Origin of the sequence: Microbacterium sp. A20 (assembly GCF_004794515.1) — a bacterium.
Lineage (GTDB): Bacteria > Actinomycetota > Actinomycetes > Actinomycetales > Microbacteriaceae > Microbacterium.
This window is the reverse complement of sequence record NZ_SSDF01000023.1, coordinates 1-17,938: the sequence shown is the minus strand read 5'-3', so window position 1 is coordinate 17,938 and position 17,938 is coordinate 1. Positions and strand designations below refer to the sequence as shown.

Genomic DNA, 17,938 nt, shown 5'->3' with positions numbered 1-17,938 from the left:
GCCGTGGGTGGCTGAGCCTGTCGAAGTCCGGCCGTGGGTGGCTGAGCCTGTCGAAGTCCTACTCGGCGGGCTTCAGCTTCGTGAGGATCTGCACGATGTTCTGCTGCGTCGGGTCGGCGGACGCGTACGGGTCCTCCTCCGACGGCCAGCCCACGTAGTTGCGGGTGTTGAACTCGCCCAGCAGCGGGTGTGCGCCCAGCGGGATCGCCGGCACCTGCTCGGAGAAGATCGTCTGCAGCGTGTCGAGTGCCGCGGTGCGCTCCTCATCCGATGAGGCGTTGGCGTACGAGTTCAGCGCGGCGGTCGCCTCGGGGTCTTCGAACCGGCCGAAGTTGAAGCCGGCCTTGCCGTCCGAGATCCAGCGCGGGTCCATGGTCGAGGTGTAGAGGCCGTAGGCCGTGCCGCTGTCCTCGAGCCAGTGGATGATCGCCGAGAAGGTGCCCTCATCGCGGGGAACCTGCCAACCGCCCCAGTCGGGCATGTCGATCTTGACCTCGGCGCCGATGGCATCGGATACGTCTTCGGCGATGAGCTCCTGCGCGGTGTTCCAGTCGCTCCACCCCGACGGGACCGAGAGCGTGAACGAGACGGGTGCACCGTCGGGGTCGATCAGCGCGTCGTCCTTCCAGGTGTAACCCGCGGTCTCCAGCAGATCGCGCGCCTTCTCGGCGTCGACCGAGTAGTCCACGTCCTTGAACTCGGGCTGGATCTCGTCTTCGAGGATCGACGACAGACCGGTCACCGACCAGACGGCCTCGCTGGCACCCTCTCGGGCGATGTCGACGTAGGCGTCGCGGTCGATCACCCAGGCGAGTGCCTGACGGAAGGCCGGGTCGTCGAACGGCTTCTGCTGCAGGTTCATGAACAGGGTCGCCGAGCCGGTGGTGGGAGCTGCCCAGAACTTGTTGTGCTCGGGGTCGACCGACAGGAACTGCTCCTCGATCTGCGGGATGAAGGCCTGCGCCCAGTCGGCGTCGCCGTTCGCGAGAGCCGTGGTCAGCGCGGTGTTGTCACCGTACGAGACGTAGTGCAGCTCGGGCACCGAGAGGTCGCCGCCCCAGTAGTCGTCGCGGGCCTCGAGGGTGACCGACTCGGTCGACCAGTTCGACAGGACGTAGGGGCCGGTGCCGACCAGGTCGTCGCCCTTGACGGGGTCGGTGGCCGGGTCGTCGAGGTTCTCCCAGATGTGCTTCGGGACGATCGGCACGTGCAGGGCGCGGCCCAGGTTGACGTACTTCGACGCGGCGAAGGTCAGCACGACGTTGTCACCCTCGACCACGGCGCTGTCCAGCTGGAGACCGGCCGTGTCGAGCGCGGGCGTGGAGGCGAGCTCGTACGAGTAGACGATGTCGTCGGCCGTGAACGGCTCGCCGTCGCTCCAGGTGACGTCCTTGCGCGGGACGACCGTGAGCTGCGTGTAGTCGTCGTTCCACTCGAGGCTCTCGGCGAGCCACGGGGTGACTCCGCGGTCGCCGGTCTGGTTGACGAGGGCGAGGGTCTCGAAGATCACCTTGCCGTAGCCGTACTTCGATGCGGACGAGTCGCCGACGTACGGGTTGTTGGATTCGGTGGTGATCGCGCCGTCCGGCTTCGCGATCGTGAGGGCGGCACCGCCGGCGGCACTGCCGGAGTCGTCGTTCCCTCCTGCGGAGCATCCGGCGAGGGCCGAGATACCGAGGGCGGTGATCGCGGTCGCCGCGATCAGAGACTTTCTGAGCTTCATTGCTTCTCCTTGGGCACGGTCGTTGTGCTGTGTCGCCGGCGGATGGGGGTCCGCCGGCCGTCGTGATTCGCTTACTGTCGAGAAAGTAAGCTTCCGTGAGGTTACCGAGGAGTAAGTTGGATCGCAAGCACGGCTTGTGAGAGAGAGGAGGCCGCGGTGGCAGACAGCGACCAGACCGTCCGCGTGCGCCCGGCGACCCTCGCGAAGCGCGAGCAGATCCTCAAGGCTGCGGTGGAGATCTTCGGCAACAAGGGCTCGACCAACGGCACCCTCGCCGACGTCGCCGACCAGGTCGGGATCACGCACGCCGGGGTGCTCCATCACTTCGGGTCGAAGCAGAAGCTGTTGCTCGAGGTGCTCTCCTATCGCGATCAGACCGACGTCGCCGAGCTCGCCGAGAAGCACATCCCCGGCGGCCCCGAGCTGTTCCTGCACCTCGCGCGCACGGCCTACGCCAACGAGCGTCGTCCCGGCATCGTGCAGGCGTACACCGTGCTCTCGTCCGAATCCGTGACCGACGACCACCCCGGCCGGGAGTACTTCGAGGACCGGTACACGACTCTCCGGCGCGAGGTCACCGCGGCGTTCCACGAGCTGTGCACCCAGGAGGGTGTGCGCGATCCCGACACGATCGCCGACGCGGCGGCCGCGATCCTCGCCGTGATGGACGGGCTGCAGCTGCAGTGGCTCCTGCACCCCGGAACGGTCGAGCTGGGCCGCGCGAGCGAGTTCGCGATCCGCGCGATCGTGAACGGCGTGCTGCACCCCGGACCGGAGCTGTCGACGTACGCGGCTTCCACGAGCTGAGACCCCGGCTTCTCGTCGAGACCCCGCCCTGGCGCTGTCGCGGAGACGGGGTGTCGGCGGAAACCAGGGGTCTCGGCGAGGCGAGCTGCCACGGCTAGGCTCGGGCCATGACGATCGACCTCGAAGCGCTGTACATCGACCTGCATCAGCATCCGGAGCTCTCGTTCCAGGAGACGCGCACCGCCGGCATCGCCGCCCAGCATCTGCGCGACCTCGGGCTCGAGGTCGAAGAGGGCGTAGGCGTCACGGGCGTCGTCGGCGTGCTGCGCAACGGCGACGGGCCGGTCGTGTGGGTGCGCGCCGACATGGACGCGCTGCCGGTCGAGGAGCAGACCGGTCTCGCCTACGCCAGCACCGCGCACGGCGTCGACCCCGCCGGCACGACCGTTCCCGTCATGCACGCCTGCGGCCACGACATGCACGTCACCGCCATGATCGGCGCGGTCGAGAAGCTCGTCGCCGAACGCGATCAGTGGTCGGGCACCCTCGTCGTGGTGATCCAGCCCGCCGAGGAGTACGGCGCCGGCGCGCGCGCGATGCTCGACGCCGGGGTCCTCGACCGCTACCCGAAGCCCGACGTCGTGCTCGGCCAGCACGTCACGCCGCTGCCCGCCGGCATCATCGGTGTGCGCAGCGGAACCCAGATGGCGGCATCCGACGGCCTGACCGTGACTCTGCACGGACGCGGCGGCCACGGTTCCCGCCCGCACGCCACGATCGACCCGGTGGTCATGGCCGCGGCGACGGTAATGCGTCTGCAGACCATCACCTCGCGCGAGATCGACCCGCAGGGCGTCGCCGTGGTGACGGTCGGCTCGATCCACGCCGGCCTCAAGAACAACATCATCCCCGCGGAGGCGAAGCTCGAACTGAGCCTGCGCTATCCGAACGAAGAGGCGCGCGAGAAGGTGCTCGCGAGCGTCGAGCGCATCGTGCGGGCTGAGGCCACGGCATCCGGCGCCGAGCGGGAGCCCGAGATCCGCACCGACCACACACTTCCGGCGACGATCAACGACGAGGATGCCACGGCACGGGTGACCGCAGCACTCCAGCGTGCCCTGGGCGAAGCATCCGTCATCGACCCCGGCATGTTCACCGGCAGCGAGGACGTGTCATGGTTCGCGCGGGATGCCGGGGTGCCGCTGGTGTTCTGGTTCTGGGGCGGCATCGACCCGGTCCGTTTCGCCGAGGCGAGCGCGGCCGGGCGCCTGGAGAAGGACATCCCGACCAACCACTCCCCCTTCTTCGCCCCGGAGATCCACCCCACCATCGAGGTCGGCGTCACGGCGCTGTCGGCCGCGGCGCGGGAGTTCCTGGGCTAGAGCCGCGGGCTTGGTCGCGGCTCTGGCCCGGCTGTGGCTGCGGCGGCCCGGCCCGCGCTTCCGTCGGTGAAACACGCTTCCGTCGGCCGTTCTGGCGAGAAACGGCCGACGGGAGTGCGGATGGCCGCAGCCGGTGCGAGGCACGCAGCGCGTGTCCCCCGAATGGCCGATAGCGCGGGCGGCGGATGTCCGCCATGATGACCACACATGGTTCCTCGGAAGGGCTCTGCCTCGAGGTCGGAGCGGACTTTCATGGAGGTACCTCGTGCTCATGCCGGACGCGCTCGGTGACGGGCTCTCTCGTTGACGGGGCAGGACCGACCGACGGACGAGCTGTCCGACTTCGCGGAGTTGATGACCTACGAGCAGGAGTTCGTCTCCGCCCGTGATCGCGACCCGGAGGCGCACAGGCGACGCAGACGCCGGGGGCTCATCATCACCGCCGCCTGTGTCGTCCTGCTGCTGGCCGCGACCGGAGGCTACATCGCGTGGGCTCTCACCGCTCCGGTGAATCCGCCGAAGGTGACCTCGCAGATTCCGCCGGTGCCTGCCGGCGCGGCCGCGTCCATCGCCGCGGTCCCCGCCGCTTCATCGGCGATCAGCATCTCCGGCGCGGACGCGTATCTGGGCGAGGGCGCGAGCGGAATCTGGTCGTCGAGCGGAACCGGCGACCCGCTCCCCATCGCGAGCATCACCAAGCTCATCACCGCGCTGGTCATCCTCGATGCCGTGCCGCTCGCCTCCGCCGACGACCCCGGACCCACGATCACCTTCAGCAAGTCCGACCACGACCTCTACGACGAGTACTACGTGCTCGGCGCGACCATCGCCCCCATGCCCACGGGCACCTCGATGTCGCTGCGTGATGCCCTCGCCGCGATGCTGATCCCATCGGCGAGCAACTACGCCGAGGCGCTGTCGTCCCGGATCTTCGGATCGCAGGAAGCGTTCCTCGGCGCAACGCGCGACTGGCTCTCCGCCCACGGCTTGACGGGCACCACGATCACCGAGCCCACCGGCATCAGCCCGCGCAACACGAGCACGACCGCCGACCTCCTGGCCATCGGGAAGCTCGCCGCGGCGAATCCGACGATCGCTCAGATCGTCGCGACCCCGTCGATCTCGCTACCGGGCGCCGGCCAGTTGTACAACACCAACGGCCTGCTCGGAACCAGCGGCATCACGGGGTTGAAGACCGGCACCCTCGGCCAGGGCACGTACAGCCTGCTCTACACCGCGACACTCGTCGTGGGCACCGCCGACCCGCTCGCGGTGACCGGCGTCATCCTCGGAGGACCGACGCGCGAGTCCGTGAACAGCAGCGTGCTCGCCGCGCTGGACAGCATCCGTGCCGGCTTCCACGACGTGCCCGTCGCGACATCCGGACAGGAGATCGGCACGATCACGACACCCTGGGGATCCACGGCCCAGCTCGTGATCGGCGAGGATGCGGCGATCTTCACCTGGTCGGACACCCCGATCGTCGCGACGATGGACATCGAGACTCCGCCGACCTACCGCGACGGCACGGTCGTGGGGAGCATCACCTGGACCGCCGGGCCGCAGACCGTGACGGCCCCGGTCGCGATCACTGGCAGCATCGATCCTCCGACCGAGTGGTGGCGGCTCACCCACCCGGCCGAGCTCGGTGCAGCGTCTGGAGAGTGAGGGCTGGAGCGGCGCGCTCGTGCGGGTGCGCGTGATTCGCACTCCCGTCGGTGAATCGCGCTCCCGTCGGCCGTTGTGCCACGAAACGGCCGCGGGAAGTGCGATCGGCCGCGGCTGGCGCCCCGCGAGAGTGGGCGTCAGGCCGAGTCGGCAGAGGCCGGCGGGCGCCATCCACCCTCGTCGCGGAGGGCACCGGCGATCCGCCGCGAGATCTCCCGCAGCTGCCGGCGCTGCGCTGCCGTGATCCGATCGAGGACCAGTTCGCGCACCAGCTCCGCGTGACCGGGAGCCGCCTCGTCGACTTTGGCGCGACCGCTCTCGGTGATGAGCGCGAGGGTGAATCGGCCGTCGCTCGGGTCGGGGGTGCGCTGCATCCATCCCTTCGCCTCGAGGCGCGTGGCCGCACGGGACAGCCGTGACAGCGTGCTGTTCGCAAACGACGACAGTACGCTCATCCGCAACTGCCCGCCCTCGGCATGCGCGAGCGCGTAGAGCACACCGAACTCGAAATGCGTGACCTGCGCGTCGCGCTGGAGCTGGGCGTCGAGCGCCGCGGGCAGCCACTCGAGCACCGTCGCCACGGCCGACCAGGTCTCGAGTTCCTCGCCCGTCAGTGGCGGGATCGCACCGTTCGTCGTCATCTTCTCAGCGTATAGGTTCTCGCGATTTGACTTGACCAGGAAAGTCATTTTGACTTGCTCAGGAAAGTCAATCCACAGAGGAGACCCAGATGGAACTCGAACTCACCGGCAAGCGCGCATTCATCAGCGGATCGACCGAGGGGATCGGATACGCGATCGCGGCGGAACTCGTCCGCGCCGGCGCCGACGTGGTGATCAACGGACGCGATGAGCAGCGCCTGCGCACCTCGGCCGAGGGACTGCGCGCCCTCCGACCCGGTGTCGACGTCACGGGCATCGCGGCCGACTTCGCCGACGCCGCTCAGGTGCGACACCTCGTGGGCCAGCTCGGGGACATCGACATCCTCGTCAACAACGTCGGCATCTTCGACGTGCGGACGTTCACCGACATCTCGGACGACGAGTGGCAGCGGTACTTCGACGTGAACGTCATGAGCGGGGTCCGCCTCTCCCGCCATGTACTCGACGGGATGCTCACCCGCGGCTGGGGGCGGATCCTCTTCGTGTCGAGCGAGTCGGGGATCGACGTCCCCGCCGACATGACGCACTACGGCGCGACCAAGGCAGCCATGCTCGCCCTCGCGAACGGCCTGGCCAAGTCGACGCGCGGCACCAGCGTGACCGTCAACAGCATCGTCGGCGGACCGACCTACTCGCAGGGCGTCGCACGCGCCGTCGAGCAGATCGCCCGCGCCCAGGGTATGGATCCGGCCGACCTCAAGCAGGCCATCGCCGCACGCAACACCACCTCGCTGCTGGAGCGGTTCATCGAGCCCGAGGAGATCGCGCACCTGGCTGCGTACCTGGCGAGCCCGCGCGCCTCGGCGACGAACGGCGCCGCGCTGCGCGCCGACGGCGGGACGCTCACGACGATCCTCTGAGCCGGGCGCACCGCCGGGTCGCACCCCCGCGACCACCCAGGTCGAGACCTCGCCCCCTCATCCGAGCCAGCGCGGGTTGCGCTCCCGTCGGTGATTCGCACTTCCGCCGGCCGTTCTGCCACGAAACGTCCGCGGGAAGTGCGATCGGCCGCGGCAGGCGTCAGATGGCGCGGATCGTGATCGACTCGCGCTCGAGCTCGCGGCGCCGATTGGCCAAGCACTGCGTGCACAGCAGCTCGACGCGGCGCGGATGCGCCCCGCCACAGGTGCATTCGACCGTGACCCGCCAGCGGGCCTTGGCTCCACACGCCGCATAATCGTCGCCGGCTCCGTGGTCGCATTCGCAGCGCGGGTCGCTCCCGTCGAGCAGCGGGAGCTCTCCGACATCCTCACGCAGAGAGGAGTCGGGCGGAGCGGTCGAAGTCGTCGAAGTCATCGAGATCGACCGTACCGCGGACTAGACCCCGACGACTCGAGGGTCGGCCGCGGCGGGCGGAGTAGAGCGCGGCGCAGGGGGCGGCGGCGGGGCGAGCTGGCGCAGAGGGATGCCGTGCGCCTCGCGGTGCAGACGCTCCATGCGGCTGTCGAGCTCGGCGGCGGCATCCGCGGCATCCGACAGGCTGTCGACCAGGTGAGAGGGCACCTGGTTCGAGAACTTGTAGTAGATCTTGTGCTCGAGGCTCGCCCAGAAGTCCATCGCGATCGTGCGGAACTGCACCTCGACCGGGACGGACAGCGCGCCCGTCGACAGGAACACGGGAACCTCGATGATCGCGTGCAGGCTCTTGTAGCCGTTGTCCTTCGGGTGCGCGATGTAGTCCTTGACGGTGCGCACGGTGACGTCATCCTGCGCGGTGAGCAGGTCGAACAGACGGTACACGTCGGCGACGAAGCTGCAGGTCACGCGCACGCCGGCGATGTCGGTGATCTCGGCGCGGATGCGGTCGAAGTCGGGCTCGTCGATCCCCTTGCGGGCGATCTTCTCGACGATGCTGTCCGGCGACTTCAGTCGGCTCTTCACGTGCTCGATCGGGTTGTACGCGTGGTCGTGCGTGAACTCGTCACGGAGGATCGAGATCTTCGTCTCGACCTCGCGCATCCCGAACTCGTACTCGCGCAGGAACCGCTGCAGCTCGTCACGCAACTCGCGGGCCTGGTTGATCGTGTCCTCGGTGACGTGAACGGTCGACATGGCATCGACGTTACGCGTTCGTGATCGGAAACCGCTGTGGAAGTCCGATGTCCTCACGATTCCGATGCGGGCGCGCCACCGGGCGCTCCGGTCGCAGTTGCTGTCGGTATCGAGCCGCCGTTCCGGCAGAAACTGCGACCGGAAGCGAGGCATGAGGGATGAGGGATGGGGGGCGGGGGCGGGTCTACGAGGCGGGCGTTCGGGCATCCTGCAGGTGCTGGCCGGAGAGGATGCCGGGGAGCCCGCGCCCGGCGCGGGTGGTGAAAGGCAGGATGACCGCGGCGAGGAACAGGACGGCCGCCGCGAACCCGAAGATCCCGCCCGGCAGCTGAAGAGCGCTGATCCCGCCGATGCCACCCGCCCAGCGCAGAAGACGTGCGAACGGTGCCGGCAGACGCGACCCGGCGTAGCGGAGCTGCACGGCGACGTCGCCGATCGAGCGCCCGCCGATCAGGATGAGCACCAGGAACAGCGCGGACGGGACGATCGTGGCCGCCGCCGACGCGAGGCTGCCGTCGAGAACCGCGGCGCGATCCTCCACGACGAACTCCAGCCACACCTGCACGATCACGCCCGCTCCCATGCTCACGAAGCCGTAGGCGAGGAAGTCGCACAGCATCGCGAGCACACGGCGGCCGCGGGTGACCGGACGGGGCAGGTCGGCGTCGGGGCGCGCCTCCGCGCCGCGCATCGACCGCGGAACGATGAGCGCCACGGTGCAGCCGACGACGGCGCCGAGGGTGTTCGTCATCAGATCGCCCACGTCGAAGAAGCGATACGCGCAGGGGTAGACGCCCCACACGCCGGTCAGCTGCGTCGTCTCGACCAGCAGCGAGAGTCCGAACCCGGCCACGAGCGCCGTCAGGATGCCGCGGCCGGCGAGCACCCGCACGAAGAAACCGAGCGGCACGAACAGCAGCACGTTGAACACCAGCTGCAGCAGGGCGGGCTGCCGCAGCGGGTTGCCCGGCGCCGCGAACGCCTTCTGCACGTCGCGCACGACCGACATCGGATCGGTGATCGCCCCGACGCAGCGGATCATGTCGGGGTCGGGCAGCGGAAGCAGGGTGTACGTCCAGATCGCCCAGAAGTAGATCAGGGCCGACAGCCAGAGCAGCGTGCGCCCGAGTCCGAGCCGCCCGCGCCGGCGGTAGCTGATCGCCACGAACGGCACGAACAGGAGGATGCCGAAAGCCACTCCGATCGCGATGGCGATGAACCCGAGCAGCACCTGATCTTCCACAGCGTGCCAGTGTAGCTGCGCGTTCAGCCCGGGTCAGGATGCGGCGCGGCGGCGTCCTGGCCGAGTCCGGCCTCGCGCGCCCGGACGATGAGCGCGCTGCGATCGGAGACCGCGAGCTTCGCGAGGATACCGGACAGATAGTTGCGCACCGTCTTCGAGGAGAGCACCAGCCGGCGGGCGACCGCCTGGTTGTCGAGCCCGCGGGCGATGAGGTCGAGCACCTCGCGCTCCCGGTGCGTGAGCTCGGGGAACACCACCGGCCCGGTCGTGCGTGCCCCGGAGAGCAGGTCGATCGCCCGCCGCCCGACCTCCGCGGTGAGCAGCACGTCGCCCGCAGCCACCGCCCGCAACCCGCGCTCGATCTCGTCGGGCAGAGCGCTCTTGAGCAGGTAGCCGCGGGCTCCGGCGCGCAGCGCGGCGAACACGGAGTCGTCGTCGCCGAGCATCGTGACGATGAGCACCCCGATGCCGGGGGCAGCACGGACGATGCGGCGCGTGGCCTCGACACCCGACCCCGCGCCGAGATCGACGTCCATGAGCACGACGTCCGGCTGCGCGGCCAGGACCCCCTCGACGGCGTCGTCTTCCGTGCCCGCCCGACCGACCACCTCGAAGCCCTCGATCGATTCGAGGAAGCTCGACATGCCGAACGCGAAGACGGGATGGTCGTCGACGACGAAGATGCGCACGGAGCCCTCGAGCTCCGCCGCATCCGCATCGATCGGCTGCTCCGGCATGCCGCTCACGCTAGCGGTCCCCCGTCCGTCGCGCATCACCGCTGCACTGGCGGGCTCGGCTGCGGGCTCGGGCTCGGGCTCGGGCGCGGGCGCGGGCGCGGAGCATCCTCGGCGGGAGCAGCCCCATCTGCTCCCGCCGAGTCCCCGTTGTCGCCCGACCGGCTCGAAGCCGTCGAGAGCCACCCGGATCGGCGTCCCCCAGCACGCCGACGGACGCCGACCGCAGTCTGCGCCCGCTCTGGCACGGTTCGCCCCGCTCGACCGCGCATGGTCCCTCCTCGCGTCGACGTGACATCGTCGACCAGAGCCGACGATAGGCGTCCCGATGTCCCGATCGAGAGGGGGCCGCGTCCCGACGTCACGGGAGATGCGACCCGGGACGCGTCGGATGCTGGATTCGCCGGCCATCGCTCGGGCACACTGAGGCGCAGAGAGGAGCGCCCGTGCCCATGACGGCCGCCGCACGCACGACGACGGAGGCACCGCAGCGCGCCACCCGCACGCTGCCCGTCGCTCTCCTGCTCGTGTTCTCGTGGCTGCCCGCCCTCGCCGGCATGGCGCTGTGCCTGCTCTCGGCCTCCGGCATCGAGGCCGTCGGCACCCTCAGCGCCGCCCTCGGATTCGGCGGTGCCGCTGCCCTGCTCCCGGCCCGAGGCGGGCACGGGGGGCGCGGCGGTCCGTTGTTCCCGATCGCCCTGGCGGTGACGGCCGTCGGTGCGGGACTGTCCACCCTCGCCTCGGGACTCCGCGCGATCGGGATCGACGGCGGCGTCTGGCTCGACATCCTCGGCGTCGCCTGGATGCCGGGCGGCCTCACGGTCGCGGGCGTTCTCGGCGCGGCCGTCATGCTCCGGTCACGCTCGCTGCTGGTCGCCGGGGCCCTGCTCTCCACCGCGATCGGTGTCACGAGCGCCGCGGAGCTCCAGCAGGGTCGACCCGTCCCGCTCGCCGCCGCACTGTGGATCGTGTGGCTCGCGCTCGCCCTCGGATCCGGGCTGATGATCCTGTGGGCGGCGGCGCGCCGTCCGTCCCCGGATCGAGAAGCCGCGCTCTGGCTCGCCATCGCGCACTTCGCACTCCTGCTCTCGGGCGTGGGGGGCTACATCGTCGGCGACGAGAGCGGCCCCTCCCTCATCGGCACGGCGTTCGCCGCAGCGTTCCTCCCCGCCGGCGTGCTGTTCGCCGCGGCATCCTTCCTCCTCACGGCGATCGCGCGTGCTCCCGATGCCGTCGACCCACCGCGTGCGCGCTTCGCCGTCGGGGTGCTGCTGGTGTCCGCCCTGCTCGTCGCGTACGGCGCGGTCGCGGCAAGCGCGGCCCAGCTTGCCCCACTCACTCCCACCAGTGGAGGGATGATCGCCGTCGTGCTCCTGGCCGTCGGCGCCGAGCCTGCCCGCCGCGGCATCCAGCGTGCGGTCGACCAGCTGCTCTATGGACGATCTGCCGATCCCCGCGCACTGCTCCGGACGGTCAGCGAGGAGATCGTGGGAGGGGACACCGGGTCGCTCGGCGCCCTGGCTGCTGCCCTCCGGCAGTCCCTGCGGCTCGGCGGGGTCGCCATCACCTCCTCGACGGGAGAGGGGTCCCGGGTCGAGGCCGGGCGCATCGATCCGGCGACCCGGCAGACCATCACCCTCGTCGCAGCAGACGGACCATGCGGAACGGTGGAGGTGTGCGGAACCGCAGGTCGTCGTCCCGAGCCGCGGACGATCGATGCGCTGCGCCGGATCGGCGGGGTGTTGAGCGTCGCCGTGCTCCTCGCCGAGGTCAACGAGGGGCTTCGCGAGGCGCGGGACCGGGCCCGACGCATCGCCGCGAGCGAGCGCCGGTTCGCCCGCGCCGAGATCGAGGCCGGGATCGTTCCGGCGCTCGCGAGCATCCGCCGCGACCTGCAGGGCCTGCCGGGAGCCGCGGATCCCGGGGCGCTCCTTACCCGGACCACCGTGGCGCTGCAGGCGGCCACGACCGACGTGAGAGACCTCGCACGTACGCTCCTGCCCGGATCGCTGGATGCCGGCGACCTACCGGGCGCCCTCGCCGATCTTGCGGCACGCTTCGAACACCCAGCCCTTCTCGCGGATGTGCGACAGGAGCCCGAGCGCCCGGAGGCGGTGTACCACCTCGTCGCGGAGGCGGTCCTGCGCGCGCGGCGACGCGGCGGCATCGAGCGCATCGAAGTCGTCGTGGATTCGGACGACCGGTGGCAGCTGCGGCTGCTCGGCGCCCGACAGCACGTCCGACCGATACTCGGTGCGATCCGAGCACGGGCGGAAGAGGCCGGATACCGCACCGACGACGACGGCGACGCGTCGACCACCACTCTGACCGTGACGGGGAAGGCATGAACCGCCCCGCACCGGCACGGACCCTCGCCGCACTCGCCGTGTTGATCCCGGCGTGGGGACTGGCTGCCGCGTCGGTCGCCCTCGCCTGGATCTTCCAGCTCCCCGCCGCCCCCGTCGCCGGCACCTTCCTCTCCCCGGCGCCGCCGGAGGCTCAGGCGCGCTTCGACGACATCGGAGTCACCGTCGCGGTCGTCTACGCGCCGCTCGCCGCCGTGCTGCTGCTGCGCCGCCCGCAGCCGGTGGCGATCCTGCTCGGTGTGCACGCGGTCGGTTCCGGACTCGCGGCGTTCGGGGTGCAGTACGGTCTGCTGTCGCTCGCGCATCCATCGCTCCCCGGAGCGGGACTGCTCGCGTATGCCGGCGGGTGGGCCTTCGTGCCGGGGACCTTCCTGACGGCGATCGTGCCGGTGCTGCTCCTGCCCAGACGACGATCCGTGCTCCGCCGCGTGCTGGTGCGCGTGGTCGTGGCCGCCGCCGCCGTGGCGACCGTGTCGTCCCTGACGCAACAGGGCGACGGCCCCCTCGAGAACCCACTCGCGCCACCCTGGCCCGAGTATCAGAGCCTGCTCCCGGGCGCCTACGCGGTCGCGGCGGCGCTGACACTGTGCTCGTCGCTCGTGGTCGCCGGGATCCTGGCGCGCCAGGCGATGCGGGCGCAGCGCGACGAGAGGTCGCCGCTGCTGTGGCTGTTCGTCGGCCACGTGTTCCTCACGGCGTCCTACGTGGTGACCGTGCTGCCCGCGTCGCTGCAGCTCGCAGCGCCGATCTGGGTCTTCGGCACCATCGCCCCGATCGTCGGGCAGATCTTCTATCCGTCCGCCGTGCTGGTGATGGGCCTGCAACATCGTCTTCGCGGCATCGACGTGGCCGTCAGCGCCGTGCTGACCACCAGCATCCTCGCGGTGCTGGCCGCCGGAGGATACCTGCTCATCGTCACGACGCTCGAGACCCTGGCGCCGCCGACCCCGATCGCTGTCTTCACGACGGCCGCGGTGATCGCGATCGGCCTGCTCCCCGCCAGGCGCCTCATCCACCGCCGCGTCGACCGGCTCGTCTACGGCGAATCCGGAGCGCCGGAACGTCTCGTGCGCACTCTCGGAGCCGAGGTCGGCGAGATCGCCACCGGCGCCGATGGACTGCGCGCGCTGGCCTCGGCGCTGCGCCGCACGTTGCGACTCGGCTCGGTGCGCATCAGCACCACCGCCGAGCCGGGGGCACCGTCGGCGGGCGATGACGCCGTGGGGGTGCTCGTCGGCACACCGGAGGGTGTCCCCTCCCTTTTCACCCTGCGACCCGGAGGGCAGAGCGGGGCGATGACGGTGCTCGCCGTCACCGGCCCGGACCCGGAGCTACCCGTGGGGCGACGAGCCCGTGAAGCCATCGCCGATCTCGTCCCCGTGATCGGCGTCGTCGTGCGCCTCGCCATCGCATCGACCGCACTGGACGAGGCGCGGGGGAGGGCCGCGGAGGCTCGGCATGCCGAGCGTCGGGCGCTCCGCCGCGAGCTGCACGACGGCCTGGGGCCCGCACTCGCCGGTGCCGGATTCTCACTGGCCGCCGCATCCAACTTCCTGGCACGCGGTGATCGCGCGGCAGCGGAGGACGCCGCGCGCGGAGTCGACGCACTGCTGGACGCACAGACCGTGACGCTGACCGGACTGGCACGCGGAGGCACGGCTGAGGTGCACGACCTCGCGGCGGAGCTGCACAGCCTCGTGATGTCGTTCGCCGGCGCGGCAAGCACGGTGCATCTCTCCGTCGCGGGCACCCTCGTCCTCGATCCCGGCCGCTCCGGCATCCTGCTGCGCATCGCGGCCGAGGCCCTTCTGAACGCGGTGCGCCACGCCGAGGCCGCGTCCGTCGAGGTCACTCTCGGCGGCCAGGAGGGCGTGATCCTGCGCGTGCGCGATGACGGACGCGGCATGCGTGAGGCCTCGGGCGCGGGCGTCGGTCTCGCGTCGATGCGCGAGTGGGCGCAGGAGGCGGGGCTCAGCATCGCCTGGGAGCAGCCGACGGACGGCGGCACGCTCGTGCTGGTGCGTGCCGCCGACCCACGGCTGAGATGATCAGCGCCGCTGCTCCGCGTCGGACTCGGTGTCGGATGCCGCGGAGGCCGCCAGGTCCTGGCGGGTCGCCACGTGGTCTCCGATCGCGACGCCGCGGCGGCCGACCAGCATCCACAGCGACGCGAAAGCGAGGCCGAGACCGCCCACGGGTCCCGCGAGCCCGGGGACGCCGGTGACGATGTACCCCGCCACCACCAGCAGCACCAACCCCGCGAGCAGAGTGCCGAGGATGCGCGACACCGAGCGCTCGACCCAGGCCATGGCGGCGAGCGCTCCCAGCGACACGAGCACCCCGAACCACGGGATGAAGGCGCCGAAGTCGGTCAGCGCGTAGAACACGAGGAGGCCCTCGTCGCCGAAGCTCCCGAACTCCGGACCCCCGTGACCGTAGAGGGCGAGGGAGCCCTTCCACCCGTACCCGAACGTGAGCCCCGCCGCCGAGGTGACGAGTCCCGCGGAGAAGACGCGGGAGGCCACCGAGGTCTGCATACTCTCGGTGCGCACCCGCCAGGCGCCCTGGCACACCAGGAGGCAGGCGACGGCGGCGAACCCGAAGAGGAAGCCGAGCTGGTTGCCCATCGGATCGAGGTTGGGCATGTCCTCGGCGGCGGCGATGAGCACACCGCCGCGCTCGTAGTCGGCCTCGGTCCACGGCCGCACGTCGAAGAGGATGGTGGCCGCGAAGCCGAGAAGGCCGGCGGCGACACCCCACAGCAGCCAGAGGCGGCCTGCACGGGGTGCGGCCGGTGGGCGTGAGCCGCGGGTTCGCGCGGCGGTGGTCTGAGACATCCGTCTCTCCTGTTCTGTCGGTGCGCCCCGAGCGGGCACGCCGCCACTCTCGGCGTCCGGCCATCCCGGGCGTCAGGGGCGGGCGTCACGACTCGACGGGCGGCGCCGTCGGGCACCCGGACGAGGTCTCCCCCGGGCTCGGGACGACGGCCCCTCGCGCCCGGGACACCGGGACGGAGAGTGTCGAGGTGCACCGCTCTTCCGTTCGGCAGCGGCGGTGCCCCTCGGACCGGGGGACGGTGATCCACTCCCCCTCACCGTCCTCCTCCCGCGGGCGTAAGGATTCCGTGAGGGTCGCGCATCCGGCCGTAGGGATTCCGTGAGGATCGCGTGAGGATGCCGTCGCCGGGCGTAGTGTCGCCGGACGTGTCAGTCGAAAACAGGGAAGGCGCGGACGCGCCACCGCGCGCGAAGCGCATCATCATCGGGGAACCCCTGACGAGCCAGCAGGTCGACGACCAGCTGCTCCCCAAGCGCATGGCGCTGCCGATCTTCGCGTCGGATGCGCTGAGCTCGGTGGCCTACGCGCCGCAGGAGCTCGTGATGATCCTGCTCATCGGCGGGCTCACCTTCCTCTCGTTCACCCCGCTCGTCGCGATCTCGGTCGTGGTGCTGCTGATCGTGGTCGTGCTCAGCTACCGGCAGCTCATCAAGGCCTACCCCTCGGGCGGTGGCGACTACGAGGTCGCATCGAAGAACCTCGGCGAGATCCCCGGGGTGATCGTCGCCGCAGCGCTCCTGGTCGACTACGTGCTGACCGTGGCCGTGTCGGTCGCATCCGGTGTCGACAACATCATCTCGGCGGTGCCCGGCCTCGACCCGTTCCGCGTCGAGCTCGCGGTGGGCTTCGTGATCCTGATCATCGTCGTGAACCTGCGCGGGGTGCGCGAGGCTTCGCTCGTCTTCGCCATCCCGACCTACGTCTTCATCGCGTCGGTCGGCATCATGATCGTCACCGGCCTGATCCGAACGTTCCTGGGTGATGCGCCCGTCGCCTCGAGCCACGACTTCTCCGTGCAGGCGGAGAGCCTCAGCCAGGCGGCCGTGATCCTGCTGATCCTGCGCGCGTTCTCGAGCGGATGCTCCGCCCTCACCGGCGTCGAGGCGGTGTCGAACGGGGTGCCGGCGTTCCGGGCACCCAAGGTGCGCAACGCCCAGTCGACGCTCGTGCTGATGGGGTCGATCGCGGCCTGTCTGTTCGCCGGGCTCACCGCGCTCGCCCTCATCACCGGCGTGCACTACGCCGAGAACCCGTGCGACCTGATCGGCTTCGACTGCACGAACCCGCAGCCCAGCCTGATGGCGCAGATCGCCTCGGCGACGTTCGGCGGCGGGAGCATCGCCTTCTTCATCGTGCAGGCCGCGACCGCGTGCGTGCTGCTGCTCGCCGCGAACACCGCCTTCAACGGCTTCCCGCTGCTGGGGGCGGTGCTCGCCCGCGACGGCTACGCCCCGAAATCGCTCAACACCCGCGGCGACCGCCTCGTGTTCTCGAACGGCATGATCCTGCTCGGCATCGCGGCGATCGCGGTGCTCGTGGTGTTCCAGGCGAAGCTGACGACCCTGATCCAGCTGTACATCATCGGCGTGTTCGTGTCGTTCTCGCTCGGGCAGATCGGCATGGTGCGGCACTGGCGACGCGTGCTCCGAGGACCGGTCGAGGACAGAGCCGGCTCCGGCATCGACGGGGCATCGGCATCCGACCGCCGCTCGGCGAAAGTCGGGCTCATCATCAACTCGGCCGGCGCGGTGATGACGGTGGCCGTGCTGCTGATCGTGACCGTCACCAAGTTCACGCACGGCGCCTATCTGGTGTTCTTCGCGATCCCGATCCTCGCGTTCCTCATGCTGGGCGTGAAGCGGTACTACCGCGACGTCGAACACGAGATCGCGATCGACGACACGACGAAGTTCGGCGCCACCGGAGACCTCGCGATCGTGCTCGTGAACCGACTGCAGAAACCCGTCGTGAAGGCCATCGACTATGCGATCGCGGCCAAGCACGGCAAGACGCTGGCGGTGCACGTGGCCGTGGCGTCGGACGATGCGGCCACGTTGCAGCAGGAGTGGGCCGACCACCTCGTGCCCATCCCGCTCGTGATCGTCGAGTCGCCGTACCGCTCGTTCGCGCAGCCGGTCACGCAGTTCATCAAGCAGTACCGCGAGAAGCACGGCTCGTCCGTCGTCACCGTGTACCTGCCGCAGTACATCGTGGGGCACTGGTGGGAGTCGTTCCTGCACAACCGTCGCGCCCGCCGCCTCGCGAATCAGCTGATGCTCGTGCACGGAGTCTCGATCACCCTCGTGCCCTGGCTGCTCGACTCGTCTGAGCTCATCTATGGTCGCCGCTCCCGTCCGCTGCCCGGTCAGGAACGTGCAGGTCGTCCGGTGGTCGTCAACGGACGCCGCGCGCATCGTCCCGCGGGTCCGCCGCAGGAGTGACCCGGCCGCCTCTTCCGTTCCGGGCCTCCTCCGTTCCGGCGCCTCCTCCGTTCCGGCGCCTCCTCCGTTCCGGCGCCTCCTC

At 70.4% G+C, this 17,938-nt stretch carries 14 protein-coding genes; 7 read left to right on the top strand and 7 right to left on the bottom strand.

The features are described from left to right. Positions 1–58: 58 nt before the first annotated feature. Positions 59–1,723, bottom strand: a complete 1,665-nt coding sequence (locus tag DW298_RS00450) for an ABC transporter substrate-binding protein (protein WP_136040535.1) — start codon at positions 1,721–1,723, stop codon at positions 59–61. A gap of 156 nt (positions 1,724–1,879) precedes the next feature. Here DW298_RS00450 and DW298_RS00445 point away from each other — a divergent pair, with 156 nt between their 5' ends. The 3 genes from DW298_RS00445 (at position 1,880) to DW298_RS00435 (ending at position 5,520) form a co-directional block, all read left to right on the top strand. Beyond that, complete coding sequence (locus DW298_RS00445; RefSeq protein WP_136040534.1) at positions 1,880–2,530, top strand: TetR/AcrR family transcriptional regulator; 651 nt, start codon at positions 1,880–1,882, stop codon at positions 2,528–2,530. 107 nt (positions 2,531–2,637) lie between these two features. After that, positions 2,638–3,852 (top strand): amidohydrolase, encoded by a 1,215-nt coding sequence (locus DW298_RS00440; protein ID WP_136040533.1) that lies wholly within the window; start codon positions 2,638–2,640, stop codon positions 3,850–3,852. A 303-nt stretch (positions 3,853–4,155) separates the two neighbouring features. Further along, positions 4,156–5,520 (top strand): D-alanyl-D-alanine carboxypeptidase, encoded by a 1,365-nt coding sequence (locus tag DW298_RS00435; protein WP_136040532.1) that lies wholly within the window; start codon positions 4,156–4,158, stop codon positions 5,518–5,520. A gap of 137 nt (positions 5,521–5,657) precedes the next feature. On the opposite strand, the gene DW298_RS00430 is transcribed toward DW298_RS00435, so the two are convergent. Continuing rightward, positions 5,658–6,161, bottom strand: coding sequence for a MarR family transcriptional regulator (locus DW298_RS00430; RefSeq protein WP_136040531.1), 504 nt, complete (start codon positions 6,159–6,161; stop codon positions 5,658–5,660). 89 nt (positions 6,162–6,250) lie between these two features. Here DW298_RS00430 and DW298_RS00425 point away from each other — a divergent pair, with 89 nt between their 5' ends. Beyond that, entirely contained in the window at positions 6,251–7,042 is a 792-nt protein-coding gene (locus DW298_RS00425) for an SDR family oxidoreductase (RefSeq protein ID WP_136040530.1), read from the top strand. Positions 7,043–7,202: 160 nt separating this feature from the next. On the opposite strand, the gene DW298_RS00420 is transcribed toward DW298_RS00425, so the two are convergent. The 4 genes from DW298_RS00420 to DW298_RS00405 all read right to left on the bottom strand — a co-directional run bounded on the left by DW298_RS00420 (position 7,203) and on the right by DW298_RS00405 (position 10,214). Further along, positions 7,203–7,478 (bottom strand): hypothetical protein, encoded by a 276-nt coding sequence (locus DW298_RS00420; RefSeq protein ID WP_136040529.1) that lies wholly within the window; start codon positions 7,476–7,478, stop codon positions 7,203–7,205. A 21-nt stretch (positions 7,479–7,499) separates the two neighbouring features. Continuing rightward, entirely contained in the window at positions 7,500–8,234 is a 735-nt protein-coding gene (locus tag DW298_RS00415; protein ID WP_136040528.1) for a GTP pyrophosphokinase family protein, read from the bottom strand. A gap of 184 nt (positions 8,235–8,418) precedes the next feature. Further along, positions 8,419–9,477 (bottom strand): VanZ family protein, encoded by a 1,059-nt coding sequence (locus DW298_RS00410; protein ID WP_136040527.1) that lies wholly within the window; start codon positions 9,475–9,477, stop codon positions 8,419–8,421. A 23-nt stretch (positions 9,478–9,500) separates the two neighbouring features. Then, the gene (locus tag DW298_RS00405) at positions 9,501–10,214 is read right to left on the bottom strand and encodes a response regulator transcription factor (protein WP_136040526.1); all 714 of its coding nucleotides are present in this window, start codon (positions 10,212–10,214) and stop codon (positions 9,501–9,503) included. 443 nt (positions 10,215–10,657) lie between these two features. Between DW298_RS00405 and DW298_RS00400 the strand changes: the two genes are divergently transcribed. Both DW298_RS00400 and DW298_RS00395 read left to right on the top strand, forming a co-directional pair. Beyond that, on the top strand, positions 10,658–12,559 hold the full coding sequence (locus tag DW298_RS00400; RefSeq protein ID WP_136057571.1) for a hypothetical protein: 1,902 nt from the start codon (positions 10,658–10,660) through the stop codon (positions 12,557–12,559). Then, positions 12,556–14,625: an ATP-binding protein gene (locus DW298_RS00395; RefSeq protein ID WP_136040524.1), complete on the top strand. Its 2,070-nt coding sequence runs from the start codon at positions 12,556–12,558 to the stop codon at positions 14,623–14,625. The genes DW298_RS00400 and DW298_RS00395 overlap by 4 nt, the downstream gene beginning before the upstream one ends. Here DW298_RS00395 and DW298_RS00390 read toward each other — a convergent pair whose 3' ends face one another. Further along, positions 14,626–15,414: a hypothetical protein gene (locus DW298_RS00390; protein ID WP_136040523.1), complete on the bottom strand. Its 789-nt coding sequence runs from the start codon at positions 15,412–15,414 to the stop codon at positions 14,626–14,628. It lies immediately after the preceding gene. 336 nt (positions 15,415–15,750) lie between these two features. Here DW298_RS00390 and DW298_RS00385 point away from each other — a divergent pair, with 336 nt between their 5' ends. Next, positions 15,751–17,856 (top strand): APC family permease, encoded by a 2,106-nt coding sequence (locus DW298_RS00385; RefSeq protein WP_240744956.1) that lies wholly within the window; start codon positions 15,751–15,753, stop codon positions 17,854–17,856. Positions 17,857–17,938 lie beyond the last annotated feature (82 nt).

What these genes read in the sequence shown, in the direction of transcription:
- DW298_RS00390 (WP_136040523.1), bottom strand. Translation starts at nt 15,414, where the DNA reads ATGTCTCAGACCACCGCCGCGCGAACCCGCGGCTCACGCCCACCGGCC.
- DW298_RS00440 (WP_136040533.1), top strand. Translation starts at nt 2,638, where the DNA reads ATGACGATCGACCTCGAAGCGCTGTACATCGACCTGCATCAGCATCCG.
- DW298_RS00405 (WP_136040526.1), bottom strand. Translation starts at nt 10,214, where the DNA reads ATGCCGGAGCAGCCGATCGATGCGGATGCGGCGGAGCTCGAGGGCTCC.
- DW298_RS00385 (WP_240744956.1), top strand. Translation starts at nt 15,751, where the DNA reads ATGCCGTCGCCGGGCGTAGTGTCGCCGGACGTGTCAGTCGAAAACAGG.
- DW298_RS00430 (WP_136040531.1), bottom strand. Translation starts at nt 6,161, where the DNA reads ATGACGACGAACGGTGCGATCCCGCCACTGACGGGCGAGGAACTCGAG.
- DW298_RS00425 (WP_136040530.1), top strand. Translation starts at nt 6,251, where the DNA reads ATGGAACTCGAACTCACCGGCAAGCGCGCATTCATCAGCGGATCGACC.
- DW298_RS00450 (WP_136040535.1), bottom strand. Translation starts at nt 1,723, where the DNA reads ATGAAGCTCAGAAAGTCTCTGATCGCGGCGACCGCGATCACCGCCCTC.
- DW298_RS00420 (WP_136040529.1), bottom strand. Translation starts at nt 7,478, where the DNA reads ATGACTTCGACGACTTCGACCGCTCCGCCCGACTCCTCTCTGCGTGAG.
- DW298_RS00395 (WP_136040524.1), top strand. Translation starts at nt 12,556, where the DNA reads ATGAACCGCCCCGCACCGGCACGGACCCTCGCCGCACTCGCCGTGTTG.
- DW298_RS00415 (WP_136040528.1), bottom strand. Translation starts at nt 8,234, where the DNA reads ATGTCGACCGTTCACGTCACCGAGGACACGATCAACCAGGCCCGCGAG.